Origin of the sequence: Vibrio sp. 10N.222.52.B7 (assembly GCF_041474275.1) — a bacterium.
Classification (GTDB): Bacteria; Pseudomonadota; Gammaproteobacteria; order Enterobacterales; family Vibrionaceae; genus Vibrio; species Vibrio crassostreae_C.
In genome coordinates this window covers 41,200-63,669 of sequence record NZ_JBFRTU010000012.1, presented here as the reverse complement: position 1 = coordinate 63,669, position 22,470 = coordinate 41,200, and the positions used below count along the sequence as shown (strand labels likewise).

The window sequence follows — 22,470 nt, the reverse complement described above, 5'->3', positions numbered from 1 at the left end:
TTAAGCCTACCCCATCATAACGTAATTCTAAGGTGGTTGAGTGACATAAAAGAATGAAGCTCAACATAAGCGGCAGCCAATAAAAATGGACGCTTGTTCAGCGTCCATTTGATATCACATTAAGAATGATGGCTCTAAGCCATGCTTAGCTTTTTCGTAATAGCTTTTCATACTAGATCTTTCGTTTAGTTCTCTTCGTGATTGTAAATATGTACATCTCGTTGAGGGAATGGAATCGTGATGCCTTCTTCATCGAAGCGTTTCTTCACGGTTTCCGTTACATCCCAGTACACATCCCAATAGTCATCAGTCTTAACCCAAGGTCGTACTACGAAATCAACAGAAGACGTATTCAAGGTATGAAGCTTGATCATATGCTCTGGTTTTTTCAACACTAGAGGGTGTGCAAGAATGATGTCGTTCAATACCGCTTTCGCTTTATCGATATCATCTGAATAACCAATACCGAAAACCATATCAACACGTCTTACACGTTCTGCCGTGATGTTGTTGATCACGTCACCCCAAATCTTGTTGTTTGGGATCACCAAGCGTTGGTTATCAATGGTTTGAACAGTCGTCGATACTAAGCTCATGTCTTTTACCGTGCCTTGCACGCCTGCCACTTTAACCATGTCACCGACGTCATAAGGACGGTAGATCAAGATCATCAAACCCGATGCAAAGTTAGATAGTGTGTCTTGCAATGCGAAACCAATGATGACACCGGCTACACCGAAACCAGTAAGAAGAGGTGCTAGCTCTATCCCTATTTGAGACAGTGCGATAAGCAAACCAATAAACACGACCGCTTTAGATGCGATGGATACAAAGAAGTCCTGCATCAATACACTGAAGTCCATTTTAGAGTGCGAAACACTCTTACGAACGGTTTTGCGAGCCACGTTAGCAATAAGGCGAGTTACATACAAAATACCGAGAAACAGAGCAAGTTTAACGATAAAAGAAGGGGTATTTTCAAAAGCCCATGAACTGAACGAACGAAGCCAACCATCCAACAGCTCCAGTGCAACATCAACATCCAACACATCGGCGTTAATGTCACCTGTCGTCGCTAGCAAAACACGTTTGTACGAAGTCACATCCACGCCAAACGGTTCCATTAGCGTGATGGTTTCTTCTAAGCTCGCGACCATAACGCTAGTTCGCTCACTGAAGCGTTCAAGCTCAGTTTTAATCGTCGCTTTCTCTTCTTCACTTACATAAGATAACCGGCGTTCTAAATCTTGACGTTGTGTATCCGTGTATAGAATTGCATTAGTAAGATATTGAGAACGAGAAACAAGTGCCGTTTTGAGCTCACCTTCAGGAACAGCAACATCAACACCACGCTCTTTCGACCAATTTAAGGTCTTAGCAAGCTGCTGATAATAGACATCCATCATTCCGATTCGTTTTTGAATACGCAATTCAAGGCGTTTTTTAGCGTCACCTTCAGCTGAACGGTTTTCTTTACTCATTGAAACGATTTTAGTTTCATTCAACGACAGCAATTTTTGTAGCAGTTCGACCTGCTGAGCAAGAGTGACATCCAGCCCCTCTTTTTTATCTGACGATAGCTGTGAAAAAATCTCTTCGCGTAGGCCCTGATTCTTACGCCTTAAGATATCTTCAAGAAAGGGCTTCTCAGCATCATGCGCCGTTTCTAATGTTGCTAGATCGAGCATTAACTGATCTTGTACTTCTGCGATTTTATCAACGCTCTGCGCATAACTTCCAAATGCGACAAACGCCAACATTAACAATAGACAACGCCAAACCTTCATCATATTAATTCCTATTACTGTCTAAATTGACCCTATAAATAGTAGTAAAAAGAATATGGATAACAAGCATTTAAACGTATGTTATGTTAAAAATTCGCAAATTATCAGCCTGCTTCTAATATTTGAGAGTTCCAATCCCCTCTTATGACCTGTAGAGTACGCATCCAACAAAGAACAACAGCCAATATCTTCATTCGAGCACATGCACTAAAGCGCCCTAAATACGATGTTGGCTCACAGCAAGAGAGCATAAAAATGAACAACGAACTTGATATTATTGAGTCTCTAGAAGAACTAGAGCAATTCCTAATTTCAGTGGAAGCTGGCGGTTTAGGCCTTGAAGGCGTTGAAGGTGTAGGCATGGCAACCAATAATTCAGATGGTCGTCACTTCGTTGCTGTATTCAACAGCAGCCACAAAGTTCTGCTTGCTCGCTGGATCACCAAAGAAGTGTTTGATAACGGTAAAGACTTGGTACGTAACGGCCCTCGCCGCACTCACTAAGCCTTTCCAATAGCACCAATGATTAAAGCCCAACACGTTCAACGACGATCTGTTGGGCTTTTTTGTATCGCCTGTCCCGTCCTGATAGTTAATAAACCACTCAATACAGAATAATTAGCGATAACTTTCAGTTGTTGTGAACTTTAGCTACAGCTCAATGTCGTATTCGCGTGAATTGGTGTTTATGCGTCTTTTATCGTGTATCTGCCGTTTCCCGCATTTATACATAGTTTCACTTTAACCATTTTATGACTTGTGGCACGAAGAGAACTTATCTAAGCTAACCACAATTCAATGAGCTTGCTTTAACGACTAACAGATTTGATTACTGACTAATTTGCTGAACACATCGCTACTTTTCTTATCCACACAGAACCGCCGACAAAAGCATTCGCTTTGGGCGCTCTTCCTTACCGGACTGGTTATCGTAACTTGTCTGGCGAGCACTCTGGCCGTCAAGAAAGTATCGTTATCTGCATCCGCTAATGGCCAATCAGTCCTAGTTGGCACACAAACTCATACAGAAACCAGTAATCCCCAAACCAACATCGCTTCTTCAGAAAAAATGGCTGCTCTATACGCCAGCGTTTTCGGCTTAGAAGCCTCAAAAATGTTAACGTCCCCCAATTCAAATTCATGCAGCCTAAGTTCGAAAATGCTGACCTTTGCCGCCCCAAAAACCGGCTGGCTGATCCCATTCGTACTTATTATTGCTGTTGCGTTTAACTTACCTCCTCACATCTCGAGATTATCTAGAGACAATCATCGCTCTACTCGACCGACAAAACACCGATTGCATCTAAAGCACTGTATATTTAGAGAGTAAATAACCGGGCTACTACACCCTTTTATTTATTTTTTGGAGATACATTTGTGTACAACACACTACTAACTAAGTTTGTCGATTCATTGGCATTCTCTATGCGTACATGCGCGAAAACCTTAGTCACTGCCCTTTTGGTTATGACGTCATTTACCGCCTTGGCACAGACAACGGGCTGGCTTAGTGTGCCTGAGCATCCGCCTGTTAAAATGCGAATGATGTCGACGGGTGAACAGTCGGATGACGGCTCTAAGATCCAAACCGTGCTCGATGTCGTGCTCGACGGCGACTGGAAAACCTATTGGCGCAGCCCAGGCGAAGGTGGCATTCCGCCAAGCTGGGACTGGTCTGGTTCAACAAACATTGAGTCAGTAGAGTGGCACTGGCCGATACCTAAATACTACGAGCAGCTTGACGTCATGACGTTAGGCTACAAAAAACATGTCAGCTTTCCTGTCACTTTATCCCTGAAAGACAACACGAAGCCTGCGATATTCAGGGCATCGTTTACCTTTCCGTCGTGTACCAATATCTGTGTGTTAACCGATTACGATATCGAACTGCCGATTGACCCACAAACTTTAGCGCTCGATGAAGAAGCGATGTTCTTGTTCAACCAAGGCATGAGCCAATCTCCACGAGAAGCTAATCGCACTTCAGTCAATGGTCTATTTTGGGACAAGAGCAAGCAGCAACTGGTTACTCAGCTGACAAGTAAAAATGGCTGGGATAAGCCGATGGTGTTGATTGACGGGCAAGAAGTGATTGATGACTTCTTCTCTCAACCAAGCGTCTACATCACAGACAATACAATGACGGCCGTATTTGATGTGAGCAACTGGATAGGTGAAGTCGACTTAACGGACCGTAACGTGAGTGTCACCGTTTCAGACACTAATTTCGCCGAAGAGATGACGGCCAAAGTTGGCTCAGAACCGATCGCTTACCAAACAAGCAACAACGGCTTTTTGGCGATGATAGGCTTCGCTTTAATTGGTGGTTTGATCCTCAACATCATGCCATGTGTGTTGCCAGTCTTAGGAATGAAATTAAACAGCATCATTCAAAACCAAGGTGCATCTAATCGTCATATTCGACTCTCATTCTTAGCTTCTGCTTCAGGTGTCATTACATCATTTGCGCTGTTAGCCCTAGGTATGACCGCTCTAAAAATGGGTGGTAATGCAATTGGCTGGGGAATCCAGTTCCAAAATGTTTGGTTCATCGGGTTCATGCTGATCATCACTTTGCTGTTTTCGATTAACCTGCTTGGGTTATTCGAATTCAGACTACCATCAGGTTTAAACACCTGGATGGCAACCAAAGGCGATGACTCACATTCAGGCCACTTTGTTCAAGGCATGTTTGCAACGCTGTTAGCAACGCCGTGTAGCGCGCCATTCCTAGGAACCGCTGTCGCGTATGCACTTGGAGCAAGCTACCAAGAGTTATGGGCTATCTTCATCACGCTTGGTATCGGTATGAGTGCGCCTTGGTTGATCTTTGCGCTATTCCCAAGCCTAACCAAATTGCTTCCAAAGCCTGGGGCGTGGATGTTCAAAGTTAAGCTGGTATTTGGCTTAATGATGTTCATTACCAGCCTATGGCTAACAAGCCTCCTTAGCCCATTCATTGGTAAATTCCCAACTATCCTGCTGTCGCTATTTATCGTGATTTCAGTATTGATTTGGATTGGCCGTAAGTTGGGTCGCAAGGTGCTTATTCCTATCGTCGCAACCACAACCTTGGTGTTTGGTGCTGCATTGATCGTCGGTAGTGTCACCGCTGATAACTGGGCGACTCCGATTGTTGACGATCTCGCTTGGCAAAAGCTGGATGCGAAGCAAATCCCTCAGCTCGTTGATGAAGGCAAAACGGTGTTTGTTGATGTGACTGCTGATTGGTGTATCACTTGTAAAGCCAACAAGATCGGCGTCATCCTTCAAGACCCTGTCTACAGTCACCTACAGCAAGAAGACATTGTTTTGATGAAAGGTGATTGGACAACACCAAGTGAAAGTGTCACTCAATACTTACAAAGTAATGGGCGATTTGGTGTGCCATTTAATATCGTCTACGGCCCGAGCTATAAAAGCGGTATTCCACTGCCTGTCATTCTCAACAGTGACACTGTCGTTCAAGCCATCGACGCTGCGAGATAACTGATGAAGACTCCCAACAATGAAGATAAATCTAGCACGATTGAAGACGACGCTGTAAAGGGTGAGGCCAAAAAGCCAAGTCGTCTTAAGAAGTGGGGAAAGGAACTGGTTTCAATGATATTGATCGTTGGCGTGGTTTCATTTGCCATGGACTTTTATCACAGCAGAAGCATGCCTCAGGGCGATGCGATTCCAATTGTGGGTCAATCGCTCCAAGGCGAAGATATTGATGTTATCGAGCTAAGCAAAAATGGTAAGCCAGTCATTGTCTATTTTTGGGCGACTTGGTGTGGTGCCTGCAAATTTGTAAGCCCGACGGTTAATAGCTTCAGTGATTCCCATCAGGTGGTTTCGGTCGCTCTATCGTCTGGTCCAGACGAACGTGTCCAGCGCTACTTGGATGCAAAAGAGTATGACTTCCCTGTTATCAATGATCTTTCTGGGTCAATCAGCAGAAGTTGGGGCGTTAGTGTCACTCCAAGCATCGTCATCATCAAAGATGGAAAAATTAGCAGTATCGCAACAGGCATTACTTCCCCGATAGGGCTTTGGTTGAGAACCTACTTTGCCTAACTCGCTTACAAAGAAAAACAGAGCAAAGCAAGGTGAACAACTCGATTTAGCCCGTTTAACGAACAGGATTTCCGTGAGCGCGACCCAATGAGCGCTCACGATTATCAAGAATTAGAGAATAAATAGCATGAAAAAGCATCTGATTAGTACACTGATTTTAGGCTCACTAATGAGCACCACTGCCTTCGCTGAGTTAAGCACAGAACAAACCCAGCAACTTGAAGAGATTAACCAATTTCTGAAAGAGAACCCTTCTACGATCTCTGGTTTGCATACCAGTTTAGAGCAGTACGTAGCAGGTCAAGAGCAAACGAAAAAAGCCCAAGCGGAAAGCCATGATTGGTTATACAACAATGACGCCCACCCAATCACGGGCAATCCGGATGGCAAATCGGTCATCATTAACTTTACCGACTATAACTGCCCTTACTGTAAGCGCTTGGAAAAAGGCTTGGTTCAATTAGCCTCTGAAAACAGCGACATTAAAGTGATCAACGTGTACTTATCGTTTAAGCAGCAACAGGTTTCGGGGCTAGACACCAACGCGGCGCTATACGCGATGAAAGTATGGAAAGATAACCCAGAAGCATTCCCTGAAGTTGATAGATTGCTGATGGCGAAAAGCGGTATTCACTCGAAAAGCTCACTAGAAGCCGTTGCCAAGAAGACGGGAACAGAGGCGGAACTAAAAACAACTCAAGAACAAAACCAGGTTCTAACCACTAACCATCAAACGTTCGGTGCACTCGGCTTAACGGGCACTCCAACCATGATGATGAACGGAAATGTTTTACCAGGATATGTGCCTTACGACCGATTAAAAGAGGTCGTGGATAACGCTTTTTAATCGAGTGTAGATAGAGATAAAGATTCAAAAGAGAAGTAATAAAAAGCCGACTCGCGTAACTCGCAGTCGGGTTTTTGATGAGTTTAAGATTATGTTTTCAATATTATTTTTGAAATAGAAAAGCAGTCGAAGTGTCACTATCTTGCAATGGATTCTTAATCTAGCCTCGCTACTCTAAAAGCAGTTCTCTCGATGAGTCCAAGACGTGCTTACTCTAGACAACTGTCCTTTGACCGAGCCTAGCTCGGTCTTTTTTTACGTGTTTTAGATAACAACACAGTGCATTAACACGGAAACGTCAAACCGACTGAGCCTTAACTTAGCAAACGACAAACAAGCGCACCCGGCTCCCTTAACGCATCCACGTTATAGCTAAGGACACGTCCGGCAGACGGCGCGTGATAACGGCGACACTCATTACCAAAAGCGTCATATTGAATAGCCAACAGATCATCTTGTTCTACGCTCTGCAGAAGCTCAACCTGCGGCAATACGAAACCACCAATATCAGCGCGGATAGAAACCACATCATTACCCTCTATCCAATCCATACTCGGCAGCTGCATTTTCTCGGGATGATTTATTTCAACCTCGAACATTTCATAATAAGACAGCATGTTAAAAACACCGTCTACCGCTCGTTGAATCATGTCAGGCTGAGTAAATTTCCCCATCCCAACTTCCACCGTGATGCTCGGAATTCCACTTCGATTCCAAACCGTTTCCAAAATACCTGGGTCACCAGGGTCATTCAGAACACAATCGGGCTGCATCAGCCTCGCCATCTCCAAACATTGTTCTATGCGGTAATCAGCAAACACATAAAGTGGATAAACTGCGCCACGAGTTTGAGTGTGGAGGTCAACGGCGAAGGTGGCATTATGCTTAAGCAAACGCTCCCACAAAGACGCAACAAAGCGCTCCGCAGCCAAGCCATTCGCGTCACCCGGAAAGAGTCGATTAAGATTAGCAGGGCAAGAACCCGGATCCGAAGAGATGAAATCACGGCTATGGTTCAGCAAGCCAGACAGATTCACAGTAGGTACAATCGTTACCGTGCCTTTGAGCGTTTTACCGACTAAGTCCCTGATAATTTGCTGTGCAGCCAACACTCCGTTTAGCTCATCACCGTGAATACCGGCGGTGATCATCAAACTAGGACCTTCTTGACTGCCTTTGAAAACAGAAACCGGCATGTTCTTAGGTTGCCCTAGCCCATCACTGGTGACTTGAAACCAAAACTGGTGCTCTCCAACGGGTAGGTCTTCAACATTCAAGGAGCCAATAACCTGCCTACCTTGTAAAACATCGCCTAAGTACTCTGTTTTCATCCAACGTCTCCATATTGTTGAGCAGAATCTATTCTCTTCTAAGTTTTTGCATCATAGAGGATATCCTTACCAGTACAAGCAGTTAATCAGATTAACAAGCTCTCAGCGCAGCCAAAATTCACCACCATCGACATACGTGATTCCAAGGTAAAACTTGCTAATGTGACCTTTGAAATACACGCAACTTGTATAACTATTCATAGAACACTCAGTCGCATGAAATAAAAGTGCAATAAAATCAACACTTAAAAAAGCTCCCCATTCACGAAAATGTAATTTTATGGAAATGAAAGCTTAATTTATCTGCTCTAAATTAGCTTCATATCGAAACGGAGAGCACATTGCTCACGGATTTTAAAATACAAGGTAAGTGATTATGAAAAAGGCAGTTCTAGCTTCTGCAGTGGTAGCGGCACTAGTTTCAGGTTCATCTCTAGCAGCAACAGTTTACAGCTCTGATGGCACAGAACTTAAAATTGGCGGTCGTGCGGAATTCCGTGGTGATTTCATTGGTTCAGGTGGTGCTGAAATCGACGGTACGATGAAAAACAAAAGCCGTGTTCGTTTGAATGTGGGTGGTACTACAGAAATCACTAGCGACCTATCTGGTTTTGGTTTCTACGAAGCAGAACAAAGCGTGAAATCTTCTGCTGATAACAGTAAGACTGAAAACTTTAAGCAACGTTACATGTATGCAGGTTTTGAAGGTAACTTCGGCACAGTATCAGTAGGTCGTCAAGATACAGCTGCAGCTCAAATCTCAGAAATGTCGGATGTTACTATCTACTCTGGTGACCAAAAAGCATTCATCAATGCAGGTGACGAGCAAATCAATAACACGTTTGTATACGCTTACGACGCAGACGCACTTTCTCTTAAAGCAAGTTTGATTGCTGGTGAAGACAAAGATACTGACGGTTACGGTATCTCTGGCATTTACACACTACCGATGGGCTTAGGTTTCGGTCTTGGTTACTCAGGTAACGACAACGGTACTGGTAATGGTTCAGCTACAGCATTGATTGCTGGTATTAACTACAAAATGGATGCTTTATACCTAGGTGCAACCTACACAATGGGTGACCTAGACGACAAAGCAAAAACTGAGTTCTCTGGTGTGGAAGTTGCTGCTAAATACAAGCTAACAGACCAATTTGAACTGGCAGGTTTGTACCAAAAACAAGAAAAAGACGCGACACAGAACTTAACTGTAGATACAGCTGACTTCTTTGAGCTGACTGGTACCTACAAGTTCAACAAATCTATCCGTACATACGTTGCTTACCAATTAAACAATCTAGACGACGTAAAAGTTGCAGGTTTAGAAACACAAAGTGAAGACTCTCTTCGCCTAGGTGTACGTTACGACTTCTAATCTAAAGCTACTTTAGATGAAGACCAAAAAGGTTGGGCAATGGCTCAACCTTTTTCATATTCAAATATTCTGACTAACTTCATCAATGCTTTTTCTGGTTAAGTGGTGTTAAATCCGTATCATAGGTGAACCACATCAAATAATTAGAAGCATCATGTCACAACACCATCCGATCCAAGGCGCTAGCTGGATGCTAACCGCAGGTTTAGCCTTTGCTTTGATCAACAGCCTAACTCAAATTGCTAGCATTCATTTCGGACTTACTTCTACCACCGTTGCCGTCATTCAGTATTCAATCGCATTGTTCGCCATCCTTCCTTACCTAAAAACATTGGGAATTCGCCGCGCACTAAAAACTGATAATCTCAAGCTACACGTATTCCGTGTCTTCTTGTCTGTTATTGGTATTCAACTTTGGATATGGGCACTGGCTTACCCAGTACCAATTTGGCAAGGCATTGCCCTTCTCATGACATCGCCATTGTTTGCAACCATTGGTTCAGGGCTTTTCTTAAAAGAGAAAGTTGGGGCTGCTCGCTGGGGCGCGACCTTAGCAGGCTTCGTGGGTGCGATGGTGATTCTAGAGCCGTGGGCTGAAGATTTTAACTGGGCAACGTTATTACCAGTCGGTGCCGCTTTCTTCTGGGCATGCTACTCACTGATGGTGAAAAAACTCTCTTCGCAAGACAGTCCTTCAACCATGGTGGTCTATCTTCTACTATTAATCACACCATTTAACATCCTGCTTGCTGCGCCAGATTGGCAGACGCCAAGCGGCGGTACAATTTGGGCTATCTTGATTGTTATCGGTGTTATGACGGCACTCGCTCAATGGGCGATTGTAAAAGCCTACTCAGTCGCTGATGCTTCGTTTGTGCAACCTTTTGACCACGCCAAATTACCGCTAAATGTTTTAGCAGGTTGGATTGTGTTTAGTTGGGTTCCACCGGGTCGTTTATGGCTAGGTGCTGCTATTATTATTGCGTCAGTTGCATTTATAACGCACTGGGAAACCAAAAAACCTTCGAAAGTGAAGAAAGTTTAAGGTTGGTGAAATAAATAGTTCGACTGTCCGTTCTATATGGATAAGAGAATTCAAACGAGGCCGTAACCATGAAGAAACCAGTCAAGATTACACTATACCGTTGGGCAGGCAGCTGGGGTCCATTTAAAGTTAATATCCCATGTGGGGAATGTACCCTTACCAAAGACATTCTGAAGGATACTTTTGAGAATGAATTGGCCGATGTCGATGTCGAACTGGAAGTGAAAGATTGGTTGTCTCACTGGTGGGAGCCGCTAAAACTAGGCTCTTGGCATGCTCCAATCCTTGTTGTTGAAGGCAAAGTGGTCAGCCAAGGTGAAGCGCTGAATCGCGGTGTGTTAATCCAATCGGTGATCAAAGAGTGGACCAAACGAGACAGCCTAAAAGGCAACATCGTTTATGGTAAGGCGACCTGCCCATTCTGTGTTAAAGCGAAGAAAATGCTGGATGAAGCGGGTGTTGAATACCAATACCACGATGTCGTAAAAGACAGCGCCGCTTTGTACCGTATGATTCCAGAGGTAAAAGCACACATTGGTGAGAAAACACCGGTCACCGTCCCGCAGATCTGGCTTGATGGTAAGTACATCGGTGGTGCCGATAACTTAGAAGCGTGGATGAAAGAGAATGGCTTAGATAGCATCCCTAATAATGTGGTCGACTTATCCAATCAATCTGCTGGCTGAGTTCATTAAAAGCCATTAGTCAGAAGCTTAATTGGTATTTTTTGTGTCCATCCACAACAAAACAAAGCGATAACTTTCACCAATCGCTAAAACGAAAAAGGCCTTAAACTTCATCGAGTTTAAGGCCTTTTAAAATTCCGTTTTTGAAAATGCTTATTTAGCCATTTTCTTCATCATTCGCTTAAAGAACGATGGTTTCTTTGGCTTTGAAGTGCCGTACAATGCTTCGTGCATCATGTTTTTTGCTGCCATTTGACCAAGGTATGCGTGGCCTAGTTCGTAATTCATGCTTATCTCCGCACATAATCAACTTTCTTTAGCGCGGATTCTACACTTAAAACGCCCAAAAACAAGATCTAAATCACACTTTAATGCAATATTAAGCATTCATTTGCAATTAGCCTAATTTTGTCTCTGTGCTAATCAGCATTGTTTTTGTATATCAATGAGTTAACCTAAATTCTGGTTTGAGCTTAATGCTCCATTCCTAATAACAACCCAAGACATTGATTTAGACACTGATAAAAAAAGCAGCTCAATAGAGCTGCTTTCTAAAATGCTTTACTGAGAAACCTAGCTGCGCTTTGGCTGTCTGTAAGTTTTACCGGCAATTTGGTATGTGTCTTTTTGCTTCAATTCAAACATCGTTTCAAAGAACCAAGCTGCAAATTTGATTAAGTCATCGCCTTCATTCATAACATGTTCGATGTACTCTTGCTCTTCGCCTTGTTCATTTTCTTGAAGCGTCACGTGGTAAATACGCTTTTCGCCTTCCACTTCAGCAAGTGCAAATTGACCAGTCAGTGATGCAGCAGCCTCAGCGACTTCTGTATCCTCATTGGATTTCAATAGCTCAAGCGCTTGAGGCAGGCCATCTAGTGCGCAGATAGCTTTTACCAGTACTTCAAATTCATTTTGCTGCATTTTGTTTTTACCTATTCAATGGACCGAAGCATTGTAGAAAACCATCAGCACAAATACAACGTATTAACGATGGTGCGTTAAACGATAGTGAATTTAGTGTTTAGCTATATTCCACTTCAACAGTATCGCCTTTGTTGTTCATTTTGGTTGAAGACCAAAGCACTCCGCCCATGGCTGCGCCAATAATGAGGTAGAACACGCCTAACTGTAGATGAGTCGTGACCCAACTCTCTACTAGATACCCACCCAATAAACCCGCTAAACACATCTGAATAGAGCCCGACAATGCCGATACTGCGCCCGCTTGCTTCTTATGAGGTTCTAATAACATGCTGATTGATAATGGGAACGAAATGCCTTGTGCTATCGCCAACCAAGTAAACGCCCAAACCAAGTTAAAGATGGATAACTCATGAGTAAGAAGCCAAGTTCCCGAAGCCAAAATAATCAAAATCGCAAGGCTCATCAATTGCGGAGTGCTAAACCTACGATTGAGCAAGTTCAAAGCCACGCTACCGATCAGTAAGCCTGCCGAAGGGACAATCATCAATGAACCATATTCAGCGGCGGTCAGCCCCAATTGCTCTTGCATTAAGAATGGAAACAACGATAGCGATACCAAACTCGCCATATAACTCATCCAGTTATAACTGGCGCTGCTTATCACTTGGCGATTCGTTAACAAGCGTCCGTAGTTCTTCACCACTTGGCACGCATCAAAGCGGCTCTTTCCGTATGGCAAAGTTTCATGCAGAACAAAGTAACCCAGTGTGAATATCGCTAGTAGATACAATAAAACGAACAGGAACACCGCCTGCCAACCGAGGTGAAATGAAATCCAACCACCGAATACCGGCGCAATGATCGGCATAATCGACGCGGTGATCGAGATATAAGACAACGCTTTGGTAAGCTGTGAACCATCATAGCTGTCACGAAGCACACTTCGCCCAAGAACCGAGGCACTGCCCGCCCCTAAACCTTGCAGCAAGCGACCAACTTCTAGCGCCGTCATATTGTCAGAAAACACAACACAAACGACTGTACCAATCAAATAAACACCCTGACCTAACAAGAAGATAGGTCTTCTTCCCACCGCATCGGACATCGGTCCGTAAAATAGCTGAGACAAGCCAAAACCCACCAGAAACAGCGTGACGAGAAGCTGTACATCTACTTGAGTAGCACTTAAATCAGAAGCAATTAACGGTAATGCTGGCAAGTAGATGCTCACACCCACCTGCCCCGTAGCAATAATCATCATTGCTAAGAGTAACGGTGTTTTTTTAAAGGTCGATTCGCTCAAAAAATTCCCTATTCGTTTGATATTTGTTCATTAGATGAGTTTACATTCAAAACCAATAATTGATAATTAGCTAAATTGGAATTTTATTAAGTCCCAACAGGAAATAATATGGATTGGATTCTTAACGTAAAAAGCTATGTCAGAGTAGTGGAAGAAGGTAGCTTCAATGGTGCTGCTCGAAAACTTAACACCACCAGCTCGGCGATCAGCAAAAGAGTGAACTGGCTAGAAGAGCGCATCGGCACCCAACTGTTAAAGCGCACCACGCGATCAATTAGCCAAACCGAAGCAGGTGCGCTCTTTTACCTGCGAGCCAAGGATCAGCTCGACAATTGGCAGTCCATTATTGATGAGACTCGCTCGGTTAACCAAACCCCAGCAGGCCTATTAAAGATTGGCGCTACGATTGCGGTTGGCTCTAAGTTTCTGGTGCAATACATGGACGACTTCTTAGAAAAGTACCCTGATATTAAGGTACAACTCATCACCACTACGCCCGGTCAATTACCCGAGCTTGGCTTGGACTTGGTAATCAGTCGTGAACTAGAACAACTCAACTCATTAAGCTTCAAGAAAACACCGCTGTTTGAACACAGAGCCAGCTTCTATGCAGCACCAAGCTATCTTGCCAAACACGGCTACCCCACTTGCGAGCAAGATTTGGAGCAACACAATTCGTTAATTTGGGGAGAGCGTCCGACCCGTGAAGTAGCACTCACCAAAGGGCAGCGAATAACGTTAAACGGTAACTTTGCGACCACCAATCCAGAGGCTTTGTTTCATGCTGCGAAGCGAGGAATGGGCGTACTGTTAACCATCAAAGCGATGATCAAAGAGGATCTAAAGCAAGGGACATTAGTTCCAGTATTGCCAAATATTACCGCCGACGAAGTGATGGTTTACGCGTACTACCCTAAGCTTGATTACTCGCACACGCGAACCAAGCTCTTTTTGGACCATCTGAAAGACAGGCTAGACAAAGAGCGTAGCACGCAAGCTCTGTGAAATAAGTCACATTTTAATTTGAAAAGTTATACAACACGGTCAATAATAAACTTGACGCATATAGATTATACAAGTTCGCACATATACAAGATAATACGTATACCGCTTACACAGTGAATCTGGTTAACTAGGGGTGGTGGCTATGACTCAACATACGCACAATAGCATGATAGACACAGAGCGCATTGGCCGTTTGCTGAAATTGGAAGGTATCGACCTTTTAGAGTCAGCTGTGCTTACTTTACATCAGACCTTTGATACTCAATACACTAGCATCATTGAGAAGAAGTACTTCCCTGACCAAACCGTTCCTTTGGTGATCGCCCATTCTGATCATGTATTACATGACAAAATCAATGCGCGCCATGGTCACATCTACCAACAAGCCTTCAATCAAAGACACCCAGATTGCTCATTTTCTCAGTACATCGTCCAGTCATTGCCAACATCGGCATTTAGGCAGGAAATCACCTCACAAAACTCCATCGCGATCCCGACTCAAACTCAAAGTGGCGAAGTGATGGGCGTGCTGTTTTCAACGTTCACCTCGCCTCTTAGCCCTGATCAGCAACAAGACGTGGTAAAGCACCATCAATTGTTCGCCGACATCATCATCCACACCTTGCGTGAAATGTGGTTTAACGATCGTTCCGAACAACTTGTAAATCAGCTTAGTTATGAGGTGTCACACGACAGCCTAACCGGGTTACTCAACCGAAGCTGTTTATCAGATACCTTAGAGTCGATTACTCAACAGAGCGTCACTCCATTTACATTGGCTTTACTCGATATCAATAGCTTCAAAGCCATCAATGACATGCACGGCAATTATATTGGCGATAAAGTCCTCCAATTTGTCGCAGAAACATTGCGGAGAACCTTACCCGAGAGCAACCTGACTTTCCGGACTGCAGGCAACGAGTTCGCCTTCATCACCTACCATTCTGATCCGATAGCCGTGTGCGAACAAATACTGGCCAAAATTAAGCAGGGCTACAGTAGCGTTGATATCAAGATAGATTTCGACGTCAGCATCGGTATTGCCAGTTCGGATGGAGACAACAAAGACGTTGAGCAAATCATCTTCAATACCAGCTTGGCGCTTAAAGAGTGTAAACACAGCCAAGATACTCATATTCAATGTTATGACACTCACTTAAGAGTTCGTTACCAAAGAAAAACCGAGCTAGTCGTAGCGCTACGAAGTGAGCTGGAAAACCCAATTTCACAAAGCTATATCCCCGACAGCAATGGAATGTACGTAGTGGTACAGCCGATTGTGGGTCAAGGTGAAACGCAATGGGAATATTTCGAGGTACTGACTCGCTGGAAAACCGCCAGACATGGAGACATCTCACCCGTAGAGTTTATTCAAGTGGCAGAAGAGTCAGGGCTGATTGTCGAATTAGGTGAACGCATTATTGAATTGGTGTGCCGCGCTAAAACCACACTAGAGCAAGGCTTGGGCTACAAGGTTAAACTTGGAATCAACTGCTCTGCGCACGAGCTTACTGATTCGAAACGTTATATATCCTACCTGACTCGAACCATTGAACAGCACCATTTTAAGGCGAATGAGTTTGTTATCGAGTTAACCGAAACCGTTCTGTTATCGCCAACACAAGAGACAAAATCCGCGCTTAACTTTTTGAGAGGGCAAGGCTTCACGATTGCACTCGACGACTTTGGTACAGGCTACTCCAGTTTGAACTACATCCACAGCTACCCTATCGATTGCATTAAAATTGATGCGACCTTTATTCGAGATTTGTTAACTAGTTCGACCTCAGAGAGCGTAGTATGGCTGATTGTTCAACTGGCCCATAGACTCGATGTATTTTTGGTTGCGGAAGGTGTTGAGAAGCGTGAGCAATTAGAAAAGCTGCACGCGATGGGATGTGACAAGATCCAAGGTTACCTCTACTCACCTCCAATGCGACCTGAAGCTATCGTTAGCTATGTCGCGCACTCAGAGCCTTTAGTTTAAACCCTTACCGAACCTTCTATTGAGAACTAAAAAGCCGCAAGAGCATCACTTAACACTGACTGTGCTTTGTGATGCTCTTGCGGCTTTAAAACAGTTTAATGGCTAGCTACTTACTAGCATTATTAACCATTGCTAGATTGCGCGTTTCTAACGCTGCCTTCAATAGCTTGTCGGCTTCATCTCTCGCGGCTGTGAATGTCGCTTTTTCCTTTTTAGGCACAGAATCGGCCATTGGGATATTCGCTTTCATCGCATCAACAGGGCGACCACGTTCGATCAGTTCATAGTGCAAGTGAGCACCTGTCACTCGACCCGTTTTACCCGATAGGCCAATACGTTGACCACGAGATACCGTTTGTCCTTTACGAACAAGGATCTTGCTTAAGTGCAAGTAGCGCGTTTTATAAGTGCTACCGTGTTGAATCACCACATAGTTACCCGCATAAGGGTGCTTACGCGTCATAATCACTTTGCCATCACCCGTTGCTTGAACCGGCGTACCAACTGGCGTCGCGAAATCTGTACCGTTGTGCGGTGAAATGCGGCCAGTCACAGGGTGTAAGCGCTTAGGGTTAAACTGAGAACTTTGGCGCCAGCTACTGCTCACTGGGTAACGTTGGAAAGCACGTTGTAAGCTATCGCCATTAGCATCGTAATATTGTCCGTCAGTGTGTAAGTATGCTGACACAACGCGGTTACGATTCATGATCTTAATTGCTTCAATTTCACGTTTTCCGGTTGCAACACCATCAACATATTGCGCTTTTTGAAGCACTTCAAACTGATCGCCAGCACGTAGGTCTCGGCTAAAGTTCAGCTTATCTTTAAGAAGAGTCACAATATGGTCAATCTCAAGACTGCTCAGGCCAACCTTGTTCGCCGACATAGAGAAGCTGCCTTGAATATCACCCACTAAAGGTTTTTGCTTCCACTCGCCCGGAATAGAGATATCTTCAAACTCGTATGTACCATCTTCAAGCAGTCGGTAAACCACTTTATCTGCAACACTAAATTGAAGTTCCATTTTGGAAAGGTCGCCCGTCGCTTCATCACGCCAAAAACGCAATGTGTTACCTGGGCGAAGCGTGTCTAACGCAAGGAAGTTTAAATCGGTTTCCATCACGCTCATCATCGATTTGTAAGAAAATCCAAGCTGAGTGAAGATGCTACTCAAGTTATCGCCCGTTTGAATTTGATACTCAAATGTCGGCGGCTCAATAACGGTAACAGAAGATGGTGACAGAATTGACTCAATAACGGTTGAGTCGGGCAAATCAAGATCGATCGTTTTCGTCAGATCCGATTGTGACGATTGCAAAGCAACACCAATCGCAGCAATAAGTGGCAGTCCCAAAATAGCTACTTTTTTTACAGGTGAAAGCTCAGCAAACGGAGAGGGAAATATTTTTGAATACACGGTAAACAGGTCTTTCTACGATATAAAGGCATAGGATATGCTTTTCAAACGCATAAATCATCAATGCATTGTCATAATATGATGTGAATCTTCCCAACTTAGCCTAAGTCATTGAGTTGCCGTAGATGAAGAGCCACTAGATAAGAAATAAAATTAACCGCTAAATTTAAAAATAAAAAAGCAGAAACGGCTAGTTTCTGCTTTCTATTGGTTGACGTTATTCCGTTTCGAATAATTAATAAACGAAGCGAATTAGTCGCTGGTTTTAAGAAAAGATTATGCGTTTACCGTCGACACTAGGCAGTTGTCTTCACCAAATTCATTTGGGATGTAACGATCGGCATTCGCATCGTTCACCCATTGTTGGTCATCAACTAGGTAGCGGAATTGAAACTCGCCATCTTTAGGTAGACGAGTTTTAAACTTGTAAACCTTCCCTTTGGCCAGTTTTTTCATTGGGGTGGCTTTCCAATCAAGAAAGTCAGCAACGATGGATACAGAGTTCGCTTCCTGAGCTTCTAGCTCGAAGGTCACTTCAACTTCATCTTTCGTCTTAAAAAAACGTTTATTAATCATTCGCAAGCTCCATTTGTAATAATAAGCGGACACAAAGCTAACTGTGTCTAAATTTCATTCATCTAACTAAGATAATATGTAATTTGGCTCACATAAACAACAGATCCTTACATTCACGAAAACGTTATTGCTTACCAATTGATTGCGTATCAAAAGAAAAACTCATTAACACCTTTTCAGAAGGGGGTTCTGCAAATGATTGTTCCGCAGAATGCTGAGTAAAGCCGATAAAACCTTCCCCAGTAAGTTTATTCTGTGATTGCGAACCTGGCTGCTGAGCTACCTCCAATGTCTGAATTTGTATACGATCACCCAGTAAAAGTTGGTCGACTAACACCACACGGCTTCGTTGCTGGTCATGCTTAAACAGGCCTAGATAATAGAAAACACCGCTGCCTTGGTTAGATATCCACATCGGCGCGACAAAGAAACTCGCCTTGCCCAACGTGGCGGCTGAAAGATTATTGGTGTCTACCGTTACCACACCGCGCTCAACACCTGAGTCATAGCGTCCAAACGCGATGGCTCTAGGCTCATCAACTTCATTGATAAAAGCGTAGGCGTTAGTCTCAGGAACTTTAATTGTCCATGGATTGGTCGTCTTCAAATCAAAAACGGTTTCTACGACTGGGTCATAACTCACTTGAGAAGAAGGAAACTTCGCCAAGATCTCTTCATCACTTAAGCTAAAGCGATAAATACCCGCTACTATCACCACAACCAGCATGACAATTGGAATCAGTAGAATCAGAGGGATAGGTAAGATTTTCTTTTTCATGGGCAATTATATTCTTTTGTTTTCATCCAGTTGTGCAGACCATAAAGGGCTTTAGTATAATTATCAATACAGGGTTAACCAGAAGTGGAGCATGGATGGATATCAATCATATTAAAGATAGAAATATCAGAAGTTGCGAATGCCGCTGTGGAGCAGTCAACCTAGTATGCCGAGGTGAACCTCAACGTACATCTGTCTGCCATTGCTATGAGTGTCAGAAACGCACCGGAAGTGTGTTCGGCATTCAGGCTCGGTTCCCAATAGAACAAGTTACACTCAGCGGTGAAGTGACCTCTTTTTCACGCATCAGCGATACGGGTAATGAAGTCACCTATCAGTTTTGTCCCAAGTGTGGCACCACCATGCTTTTGCAGTCGGTTGCCGCCGCTGATTTTTATATCGTCCCGCTCGGATTATTTAAAGAGCAAGACTTCCCACTGCCGAGCTTTTCGGTTTATGAAGAACGCAAACACGGTTGGGTTAAGTTCGACCACCAAATGAGCCATTACAACTAGTTCGTCATTGAGCGTTATCTTTATCTCGTTATTGACCGTTATCTTTATATAGCAACAGTATTAAAACAAACTGCAATACTGTTGCCTAAGATCAAATATCACCGCTTCACAGCGCTAGCGTATCTTTTGTCTAGCGTTATAATCTTGCTCCTCTATTTAACCCAGGGTGAACCACATGATTTCTAAGTTACCTCGCTGGGTTGAATACGGCGCCCTTTTGTTAGCTGGTCTTGCTGGCAGTGTTAATGCTATCGGCTTACTTGGCTTCCAACATCAAGCTATCTCCCATATCTCCGGCACCATGTCTTTGCTAGGCAGTAGCCTGCTTACACCGACCTCGGCTTCTGTTCACCTCCTATTGGTGATCATGAGCTTCATGTTAGGTGCGGCGTTCAGCGGGTTCTTTATTGAAAACCAAGCATTGAAGTTAGGACGCCGTTACGGTGTTGCACTATGTATTGAGGGTGGATTGCTGTTTTTGGCGCTGTGGACACTGTTGCAAGGCTATACTTCAGGTCAGTATTTCGCTTCAGCCGCGTGTGGTTTGCAGAACGCGATGATAACCACTTACAGCGGGGCAATCATTCGAACAACACACATGAGCGGGATCATTACCGATCTTGGGATCATGATTGGCGCTCGCTTAAAGGGGATGCCTTTTGACCGCCGTAAAGCCAAACTGCTAATTTTCATTGTGGTTGGCTTCCTGTTTGGCGGCTTAATTGGCGCTTGTCTGTTCCAACGCTTCGAAATCTTGGCATTGGCTGTCCCTGCCTCTTTTGCTTTCATTATTGCGTTTAGCTACTGGTTATACTTGACCTATCGAACTGAAACCCCAGTCAATTTATAAATACCTGGCAATATAACCTCAAACTACGTAACATCCGCAACACTTTATTCTAAACTCTTAATACGTTGCAGAATAACCAGCATGAATATTTAGCGATATTTGATGAATAGTATTGCAAGCGATATTAATACTGGGTAATCTTGCACCCAATGAGAAAATACGGACGTTTAGTGAATAAAAATTCCAAGGATGTGGCTTTTTTACGTGTAGAAATTCGAGAACAATAACATGTCTAACAACACGAATACTGCTCATACAGAGAAATCTAAAGGCAGTTTCTGGGTTTTCTTAATCCCATCATTGATTGGTTTATTCCTTTTCATGGCGCCAATCAGCTATCAAGGTGATCTAACCATCCCTGTAGCTATCTTAGCCAAATCAATTCAAGCGGTTTTCGGTGAATATCTAGTCCCTATCATCACTGCGATCGTTGCTTTCATGTCTGTAGCTTCAGTTTTAAGCACCATTTTTAAGCCTACATTCATTACATCAAATTCATTTTTAAACGGCCTTTTCAACCCATCTCCACTGTGGTTGCTGGTTCGTTTAATTGGTGGTGCTGCAGCCGTTATGGCTTTCTTCCAAGTTGGCCCTGAGGTTATTTGGGAAGAAAATACTGGTGGTCTGGTTCTAGAAGGCCTGCTTCCGACACTGTTCTCAGTATTCATCTTTGCTGGTTTGCTACTTCCGCTTCTACTTAACTTTGGTCTACTAGAGCTGTTTGGCACGCTACTAAGTAAAATCATGCGTCCAATCTTCAACCTACCAGGCCGCAGTGCTATTGACTGTATGGCTTCTTGGTTGGGTGACGGCAGTGTTGGTATCCTGCTTACAAGCAAACAGTACGAGAAGAAATTCTACACTCAGCGTGAAGCTGCGGTTGTTGGTACGACTTTCTCAGCAGTATCTATCACATTCAGTCTTGTGGTTATTGCTCAGGTAGAACTAGAGCACCTGTTCCTACCTTTCTACGCAGCAATCTGTTTAGCGGGTATTGTGGCAGCGGTGATCATCCCTCGCCTTCCACCACTAAGCATGAAGAAAGATACTTTCATTGATGGCAGCAAGCCGCACAAAGACGCTGACGCGATCCCAGCAGGTCACTCAACGTTCTCTTGGGGTCTTGAGCTAGCGGTAAATAAAGCATCTCAAGTAAAGTCGGCTAAATCTGTATTTGGCGAAGGCGTTCGTAACGCCGTAGATATGGTATTTGGCGTACTGCCTGTTGTTATGGGTTTAGGTACAATGGCACTGGTTATTGCGGAATACACGTCTGTGTTCTCAATCCTAGGTCAGCCTTTCATTCCATTCCTAGAGCTACTTGGTGTTCCTGAAGCGGTTGCAGCATCTGAAACGATTGTTGTTGGTTTTGCGGACATGTTTATCCCAGCAATCCTTGCGGCTTCTATCGACAACGAGATGACTCGCTTTGTTATTGCAGCAATGTCGGTAACTCAGCTGATCTACATGTCTGAGGTGGGCGCTCTACTTCTAGGAAGTAAGATTCCAGTGAACATCTTAGAACTGTTTATTATCTTTATTCTACGTACGTTAATTACGCTTCCAGTTATCGCTGGTGTAGCGCATCTAATATTCTAAATTAGATACTACTTATGTAACTCAATAAAGATTCAGTTTATAAAGCCTCACTTTTGTGGGGCTTTTTATTAGCACAAATATATACACAGCATTATTTAGAGTTCAATCAATTTATAAGTTCTGTATATCACTTGATTTCATATCATTTATTCAACCCAACTCTTGTTAATAGAAAACTGAACGCATAATCGTCAAATTAATACATTCTTAATCCCTCCTTAAACTCTGTCTAGCCCCATTCCCCAACTCATTGAACCAAATACTAAAAGTAACAAATATGTGATTTAGTGAATTTTGTATTGTTTATGTTGTTGTATTTTTGCAGTCTATTTTGTGAAATTACATTCAAGTAAAACCCAATCTAGTCGATATATATAATT

20 protein-coding genes are annotated in these 22,470 nt (G+C 43.6%); 12 read left to right on the top strand and 8 right to left on the bottom strand.

Annotation, left to right across the window (positions count from 1 at the left end):
• Positions 1-185: 185 nt before the first annotated feature.
• A complete protein-coding gene (locus AB4512_RS05300; RefSeq protein ID WP_372174570.1) occupies positions 186-1,790 on the bottom strand; it encodes a mechanosensitive ion channel family protein in 1,605 nt (534 codons plus the stop codon).
• A 252-nt stretch (positions 1,791-2,042) separates the two neighbouring features.
• On the opposite strand from AB4512_RS05300, the gene AB4512_RS05295 reads away from it, so the two are divergent.
• The 4 genes from AB4512_RS05295 (at position 2,043) to AB4512_RS05280 (ending at position 6,696) form a co-directional block, all read left to right on the top strand.
• Positions 2,043-2,291, top strand: coding sequence for a hypothetical protein (locus AB4512_RS05295; protein ID WP_017062732.1), 249 nt, complete (start codon positions 2,043-2,045; stop codon positions 2,289-2,291).
• 921 nt (positions 2,292-3,212) lie between these two features.
• Complete coding sequence (locus AB4512_RS05290; protein WP_372082831.1) at positions 3,213-5,276, top strand: protein-disulfide reductase DsbD family protein; 2,064 nt, start codon at positions 3,213-3,215, stop codon at positions 5,274-5,276.
• Between the two features lie 3 nt (positions 5,277-5,279).
• Entirely contained in the window at positions 5,280-5,849 is a 570-nt protein-coding gene (locus AB4512_RS05285; protein ID WP_372174569.1) for a protein disulfide oxidoreductase, read from the top strand.
• Between the two features lie 127 nt (positions 5,850-5,976).
• Positions 5,977-6,696, top strand: a complete 720-nt coding sequence (locus AB4512_RS05280) for a DsbA family protein (protein ID WP_372174567.1) — start codon at positions 5,977-5,979, stop codon at positions 6,694-6,696.
• 314 nt (positions 6,697-7,010) lie between these two features.
• Here AB4512_RS05280 and AB4512_RS05275 read toward each other — a convergent pair whose 3' ends face one another.
• A complete protein-coding gene (locus AB4512_RS05275) occupies positions 7,011-8,027 on the bottom strand; it encodes a succinylglutamate desuccinylase/aspartoacylase family protein (protein WP_017071615.1) in 1,017 nt (338 codons plus the stop codon).
• Between the two features lie 376 nt (positions 8,028-8,403).
• On the opposite strand from AB4512_RS05275, the gene AB4512_RS05270 reads away from it, so the two are divergent.
• From AB4512_RS05270 to AB4512_RS05260, 3 genes are all read left to right on the top strand, one after another.
• Positions 8,404-9,402 (top strand): porin, encoded by a 999-nt coding sequence (locus AB4512_RS05270; protein ID WP_372174565.1) that lies wholly within the window; start codon positions 8,404-8,406, stop codon positions 9,400-9,402.
• Positions 9,403-9,556: 154 nt separating this feature from the next.
• A complete protein-coding gene (locus AB4512_RS05265; RefSeq protein WP_065583706.1) occupies positions 9,557-10,447 on the top strand; it encodes a DMT family transporter in 891 nt (296 codons plus the stop codon).
• A 68-nt stretch (positions 10,448-10,515) separates the two neighbouring features.
• The gene (locus AB4512_RS05260; protein WP_017062739.1) at positions 10,516-11,133 is read left to right on the top strand and encodes a glutaredoxin domain-containing protein; all 618 of its coding nucleotides are present in this window, start codon (positions 10,516-10,518) and stop codon (positions 11,131-11,133) included.
• Positions 11,134-11,286: 153 nt separating this feature from the next.
• Here the strand turns inward: AB4512_RS05260 and AB4512_RS05255 are convergent, their stop codons facing one another.
• From AB4512_RS05255 to AB4512_RS05245, 3 genes are all read right to left on the bottom strand, one after another.
• Positions 11,287-11,421: a hypothetical protein gene (locus AB4512_RS05255; protein WP_010431176.1), complete on the bottom strand. Its 135-nt coding sequence runs from the start codon at positions 11,419-11,421 to the stop codon at positions 11,287-11,289.
• Positions 11,422-11,706: 285 nt separating this feature from the next.
• Positions 11,707-12,057, bottom strand: a complete 351-nt coding sequence (locus tag AB4512_RS05250; RefSeq protein WP_017057980.1) for a hypothetical protein — start codon at positions 12,055-12,057, stop codon at positions 11,707-11,709.
• 100 nt (positions 12,058-12,157) lie between these two features.
• Entirely contained in the window at positions 12,158-13,363 is a 1,206-nt protein-coding gene (locus AB4512_RS05245; protein WP_372174564.1) for a multidrug effflux MFS transporter, read from the bottom strand.
• Between the two features lie 108 nt (positions 13,364-13,471).
• Between AB4512_RS05245 and AB4512_RS05240 the strand changes: the two genes are divergently transcribed.
• Both AB4512_RS05240 and AB4512_RS05235 read left to right on the top strand, forming a co-directional pair.
• Positions 13,472-14,368 (top strand): LysR family transcriptional regulator, encoded by an 897-nt coding sequence (locus AB4512_RS05240; protein ID WP_017068382.1) that lies wholly within the window; start codon positions 13,472-13,474, stop codon positions 14,366-14,368.
• A 142-nt stretch (positions 14,369-14,510) separates the two neighbouring features.
• Entirely contained in the window at positions 14,511-16,355 is a 1,845-nt protein-coding gene (locus tag AB4512_RS05235) for a putative bifunctional diguanylate cyclase/phosphodiesterase (protein ID WP_372174562.1), read from the top strand.
• Positions 16,356-16,461: 106 nt separating this feature from the next.
• Here AB4512_RS05235 and AB4512_RS05230 read toward each other — a convergent pair whose 3' ends face one another.
• The 3 genes from AB4512_RS05230 to AB4512_RS05220 all read right to left on the bottom strand — a co-directional run bounded on the left by AB4512_RS05230 (position 16,462) and on the right by AB4512_RS05220 (position 19,126).
• Positions 16,462-17,772: a peptidoglycan DD-metalloendopeptidase family protein gene (locus AB4512_RS05230; RefSeq protein WP_102321345.1), complete on the bottom strand. Its 1,311-nt coding sequence runs from the start codon at positions 17,770-17,772 to the stop codon at positions 16,462-16,464.
• Between the two features lie 276 nt (positions 17,773-18,048).
• A complete protein-coding gene (locus tag AB4512_RS05225) occupies positions 18,049-18,348 on the bottom strand; it encodes an isoamylase early set domain-containing protein (RefSeq protein ID WP_009845720.1) in 300 nt (99 codons plus the stop codon).
• 124 nt (positions 18,349-18,472) lie between these two features.
• A complete protein-coding gene (locus AB4512_RS05220; RefSeq protein WP_017064322.1) occupies positions 18,473-19,126 on the bottom strand; it encodes a hypothetical protein in 654 nt (217 codons plus the stop codon).
• 32 nt (positions 19,127-19,158) lie between these two features.
• Between AB4512_RS05220 and AB4512_RS05215 the strand changes: the two genes are divergently transcribed.
• From AB4512_RS05215 to AB4512_RS05205, 3 genes are all read left to right on the top strand, one after another.
• Positions 19,159-19,641 (top strand): GFA family protein, encoded by a 483-nt coding sequence (locus AB4512_RS05215; RefSeq protein ID WP_170791798.1) that lies wholly within the window; start codon positions 19,159-19,161, stop codon positions 19,639-19,641.
• Between the two features lie 175 nt (positions 19,642-19,816).
• Positions 19,817-20,491, top strand: coding sequence for a YoaK family protein (locus AB4512_RS05210; RefSeq protein WP_372169685.1), 675 nt, complete (start codon positions 19,817-19,819; stop codon positions 20,489-20,491).
• Between the two features lie 228 nt (positions 20,492-20,719).
• Complete coding sequence (locus tag AB4512_RS05205) at positions 20,720-22,090, top strand: YjiH family protein (RefSeq protein ID WP_372174561.1); 1,371 nt, start codon at positions 20,720-20,722, stop codon at positions 22,088-22,090.
• Positions 22,091-22,470 lie beyond the last annotated feature (380 nt).

Bases quoted from the DNA above. Each gene is read 5' to 3' on its own strand.
- AB4512_RS05300 (WP_372174570.1), bottom strand. From the start codon at position 1,790: ATGATGAAGGTTTGGCGTTGTCTATTGTTAATGTTGGCGTTTGTCGCA.
- AB4512_RS05290 (WP_372082831.1), top strand. From the start codon at position 3,213: ATGCGTACATGCGCGAAAACCTTAGTCACTGCCCTTTTGGTTATGACG.
- AB4512_RS05260 (WP_017062739.1), top strand. From the start codon at position 10,516: ATGAAGAAACCAGTCAAGATTACACTATACCGTTGGGCAGGCAGCTGG.
- AB4512_RS05220 (WP_017064322.1), bottom strand. From the start codon at position 19,126: ATGAAAAAGAAAATCTTACCTATCCCTCTGATTCTACTGATTCCAATT.
- AB4512_RS05240 (WP_017068382.1), top strand. From the start codon at position 13,472: ATGGATTGGATTCTTAACGTAAAAAGCTATGTCAGAGTAGTGGAAGAA.
- AB4512_RS05280 (WP_372174567.1), top strand. From the start codon at position 5,977: ATGAAAAAGCATCTGATTAGTACACTGATTTTAGGCTCACTAATGAGC.
- AB4512_RS05265 (WP_065583706.1), top strand. From the start codon at position 9,557: ATGTCACAACACCATCCGATCCAAGGCGCTAGCTGGATGCTAACCGCA.
- AB4512_RS05275 (WP_017071615.1), bottom strand. From the start codon at position 8,027: ATGAAAACAGAGTACTTAGGCGATGTTTTACAAGGTAGGCAGGTTATT.
- AB4512_RS05250 (WP_017057980.1), bottom strand. From the start codon at position 12,057: ATGCAGCAAAATGAATTTGAAGTACTGGTAAAAGCTATCTGCGCACTA.
- AB4512_RS05235 (WP_372174562.1), top strand. From the start codon at position 14,511: ATGACTCAACATACGCACAATAGCATGATAGACACAGAGCGCATTGGC.
- AB4512_RS05255 (WP_010431176.1), bottom strand. From the start codon at position 11,421: ATGAATTACGAACTAGGCCACGCATACCTTGGTCAAATGGCAGCAAAA.
- AB4512_RS05210 (WP_372169685.1), top strand. From the start codon at position 19,817: ATGATTTCTAAGTTACCTCGCTGGGTTGAATACGGCGCCCTTTTGTTA.
- AB4512_RS05295 (WP_017062732.1), top strand. From the start codon at position 2,043: ATGAACAACGAACTTGATATTATTGAGTCTCTAGAAGAACTAGAGCAA.
- AB4512_RS05285 (WP_372174569.1), top strand. From the start codon at position 5,280: ATGAAGACTCCCAACAATGAAGATAAATCTAGCACGATTGAAGACGAC.
- AB4512_RS05205 (WP_372174561.1), top strand. From the start codon at position 20,720: ATGTCTAACAACACGAATACTGCTCATACAGAGAAATCTAAAGGCAGT.
- AB4512_RS05225 (WP_009845720.1), bottom strand. From the start codon at position 18,348: ATGATTAATAAACGTTTTTTTAAGACGAAAGATGAAGTTGAAGTGACC.
- AB4512_RS05270 (WP_372174565.1), top strand. From the start codon at position 8,404: ATGAAAAAGGCAGTTCTAGCTTCTGCAGTGGTAGCGGCACTAGTTTCA.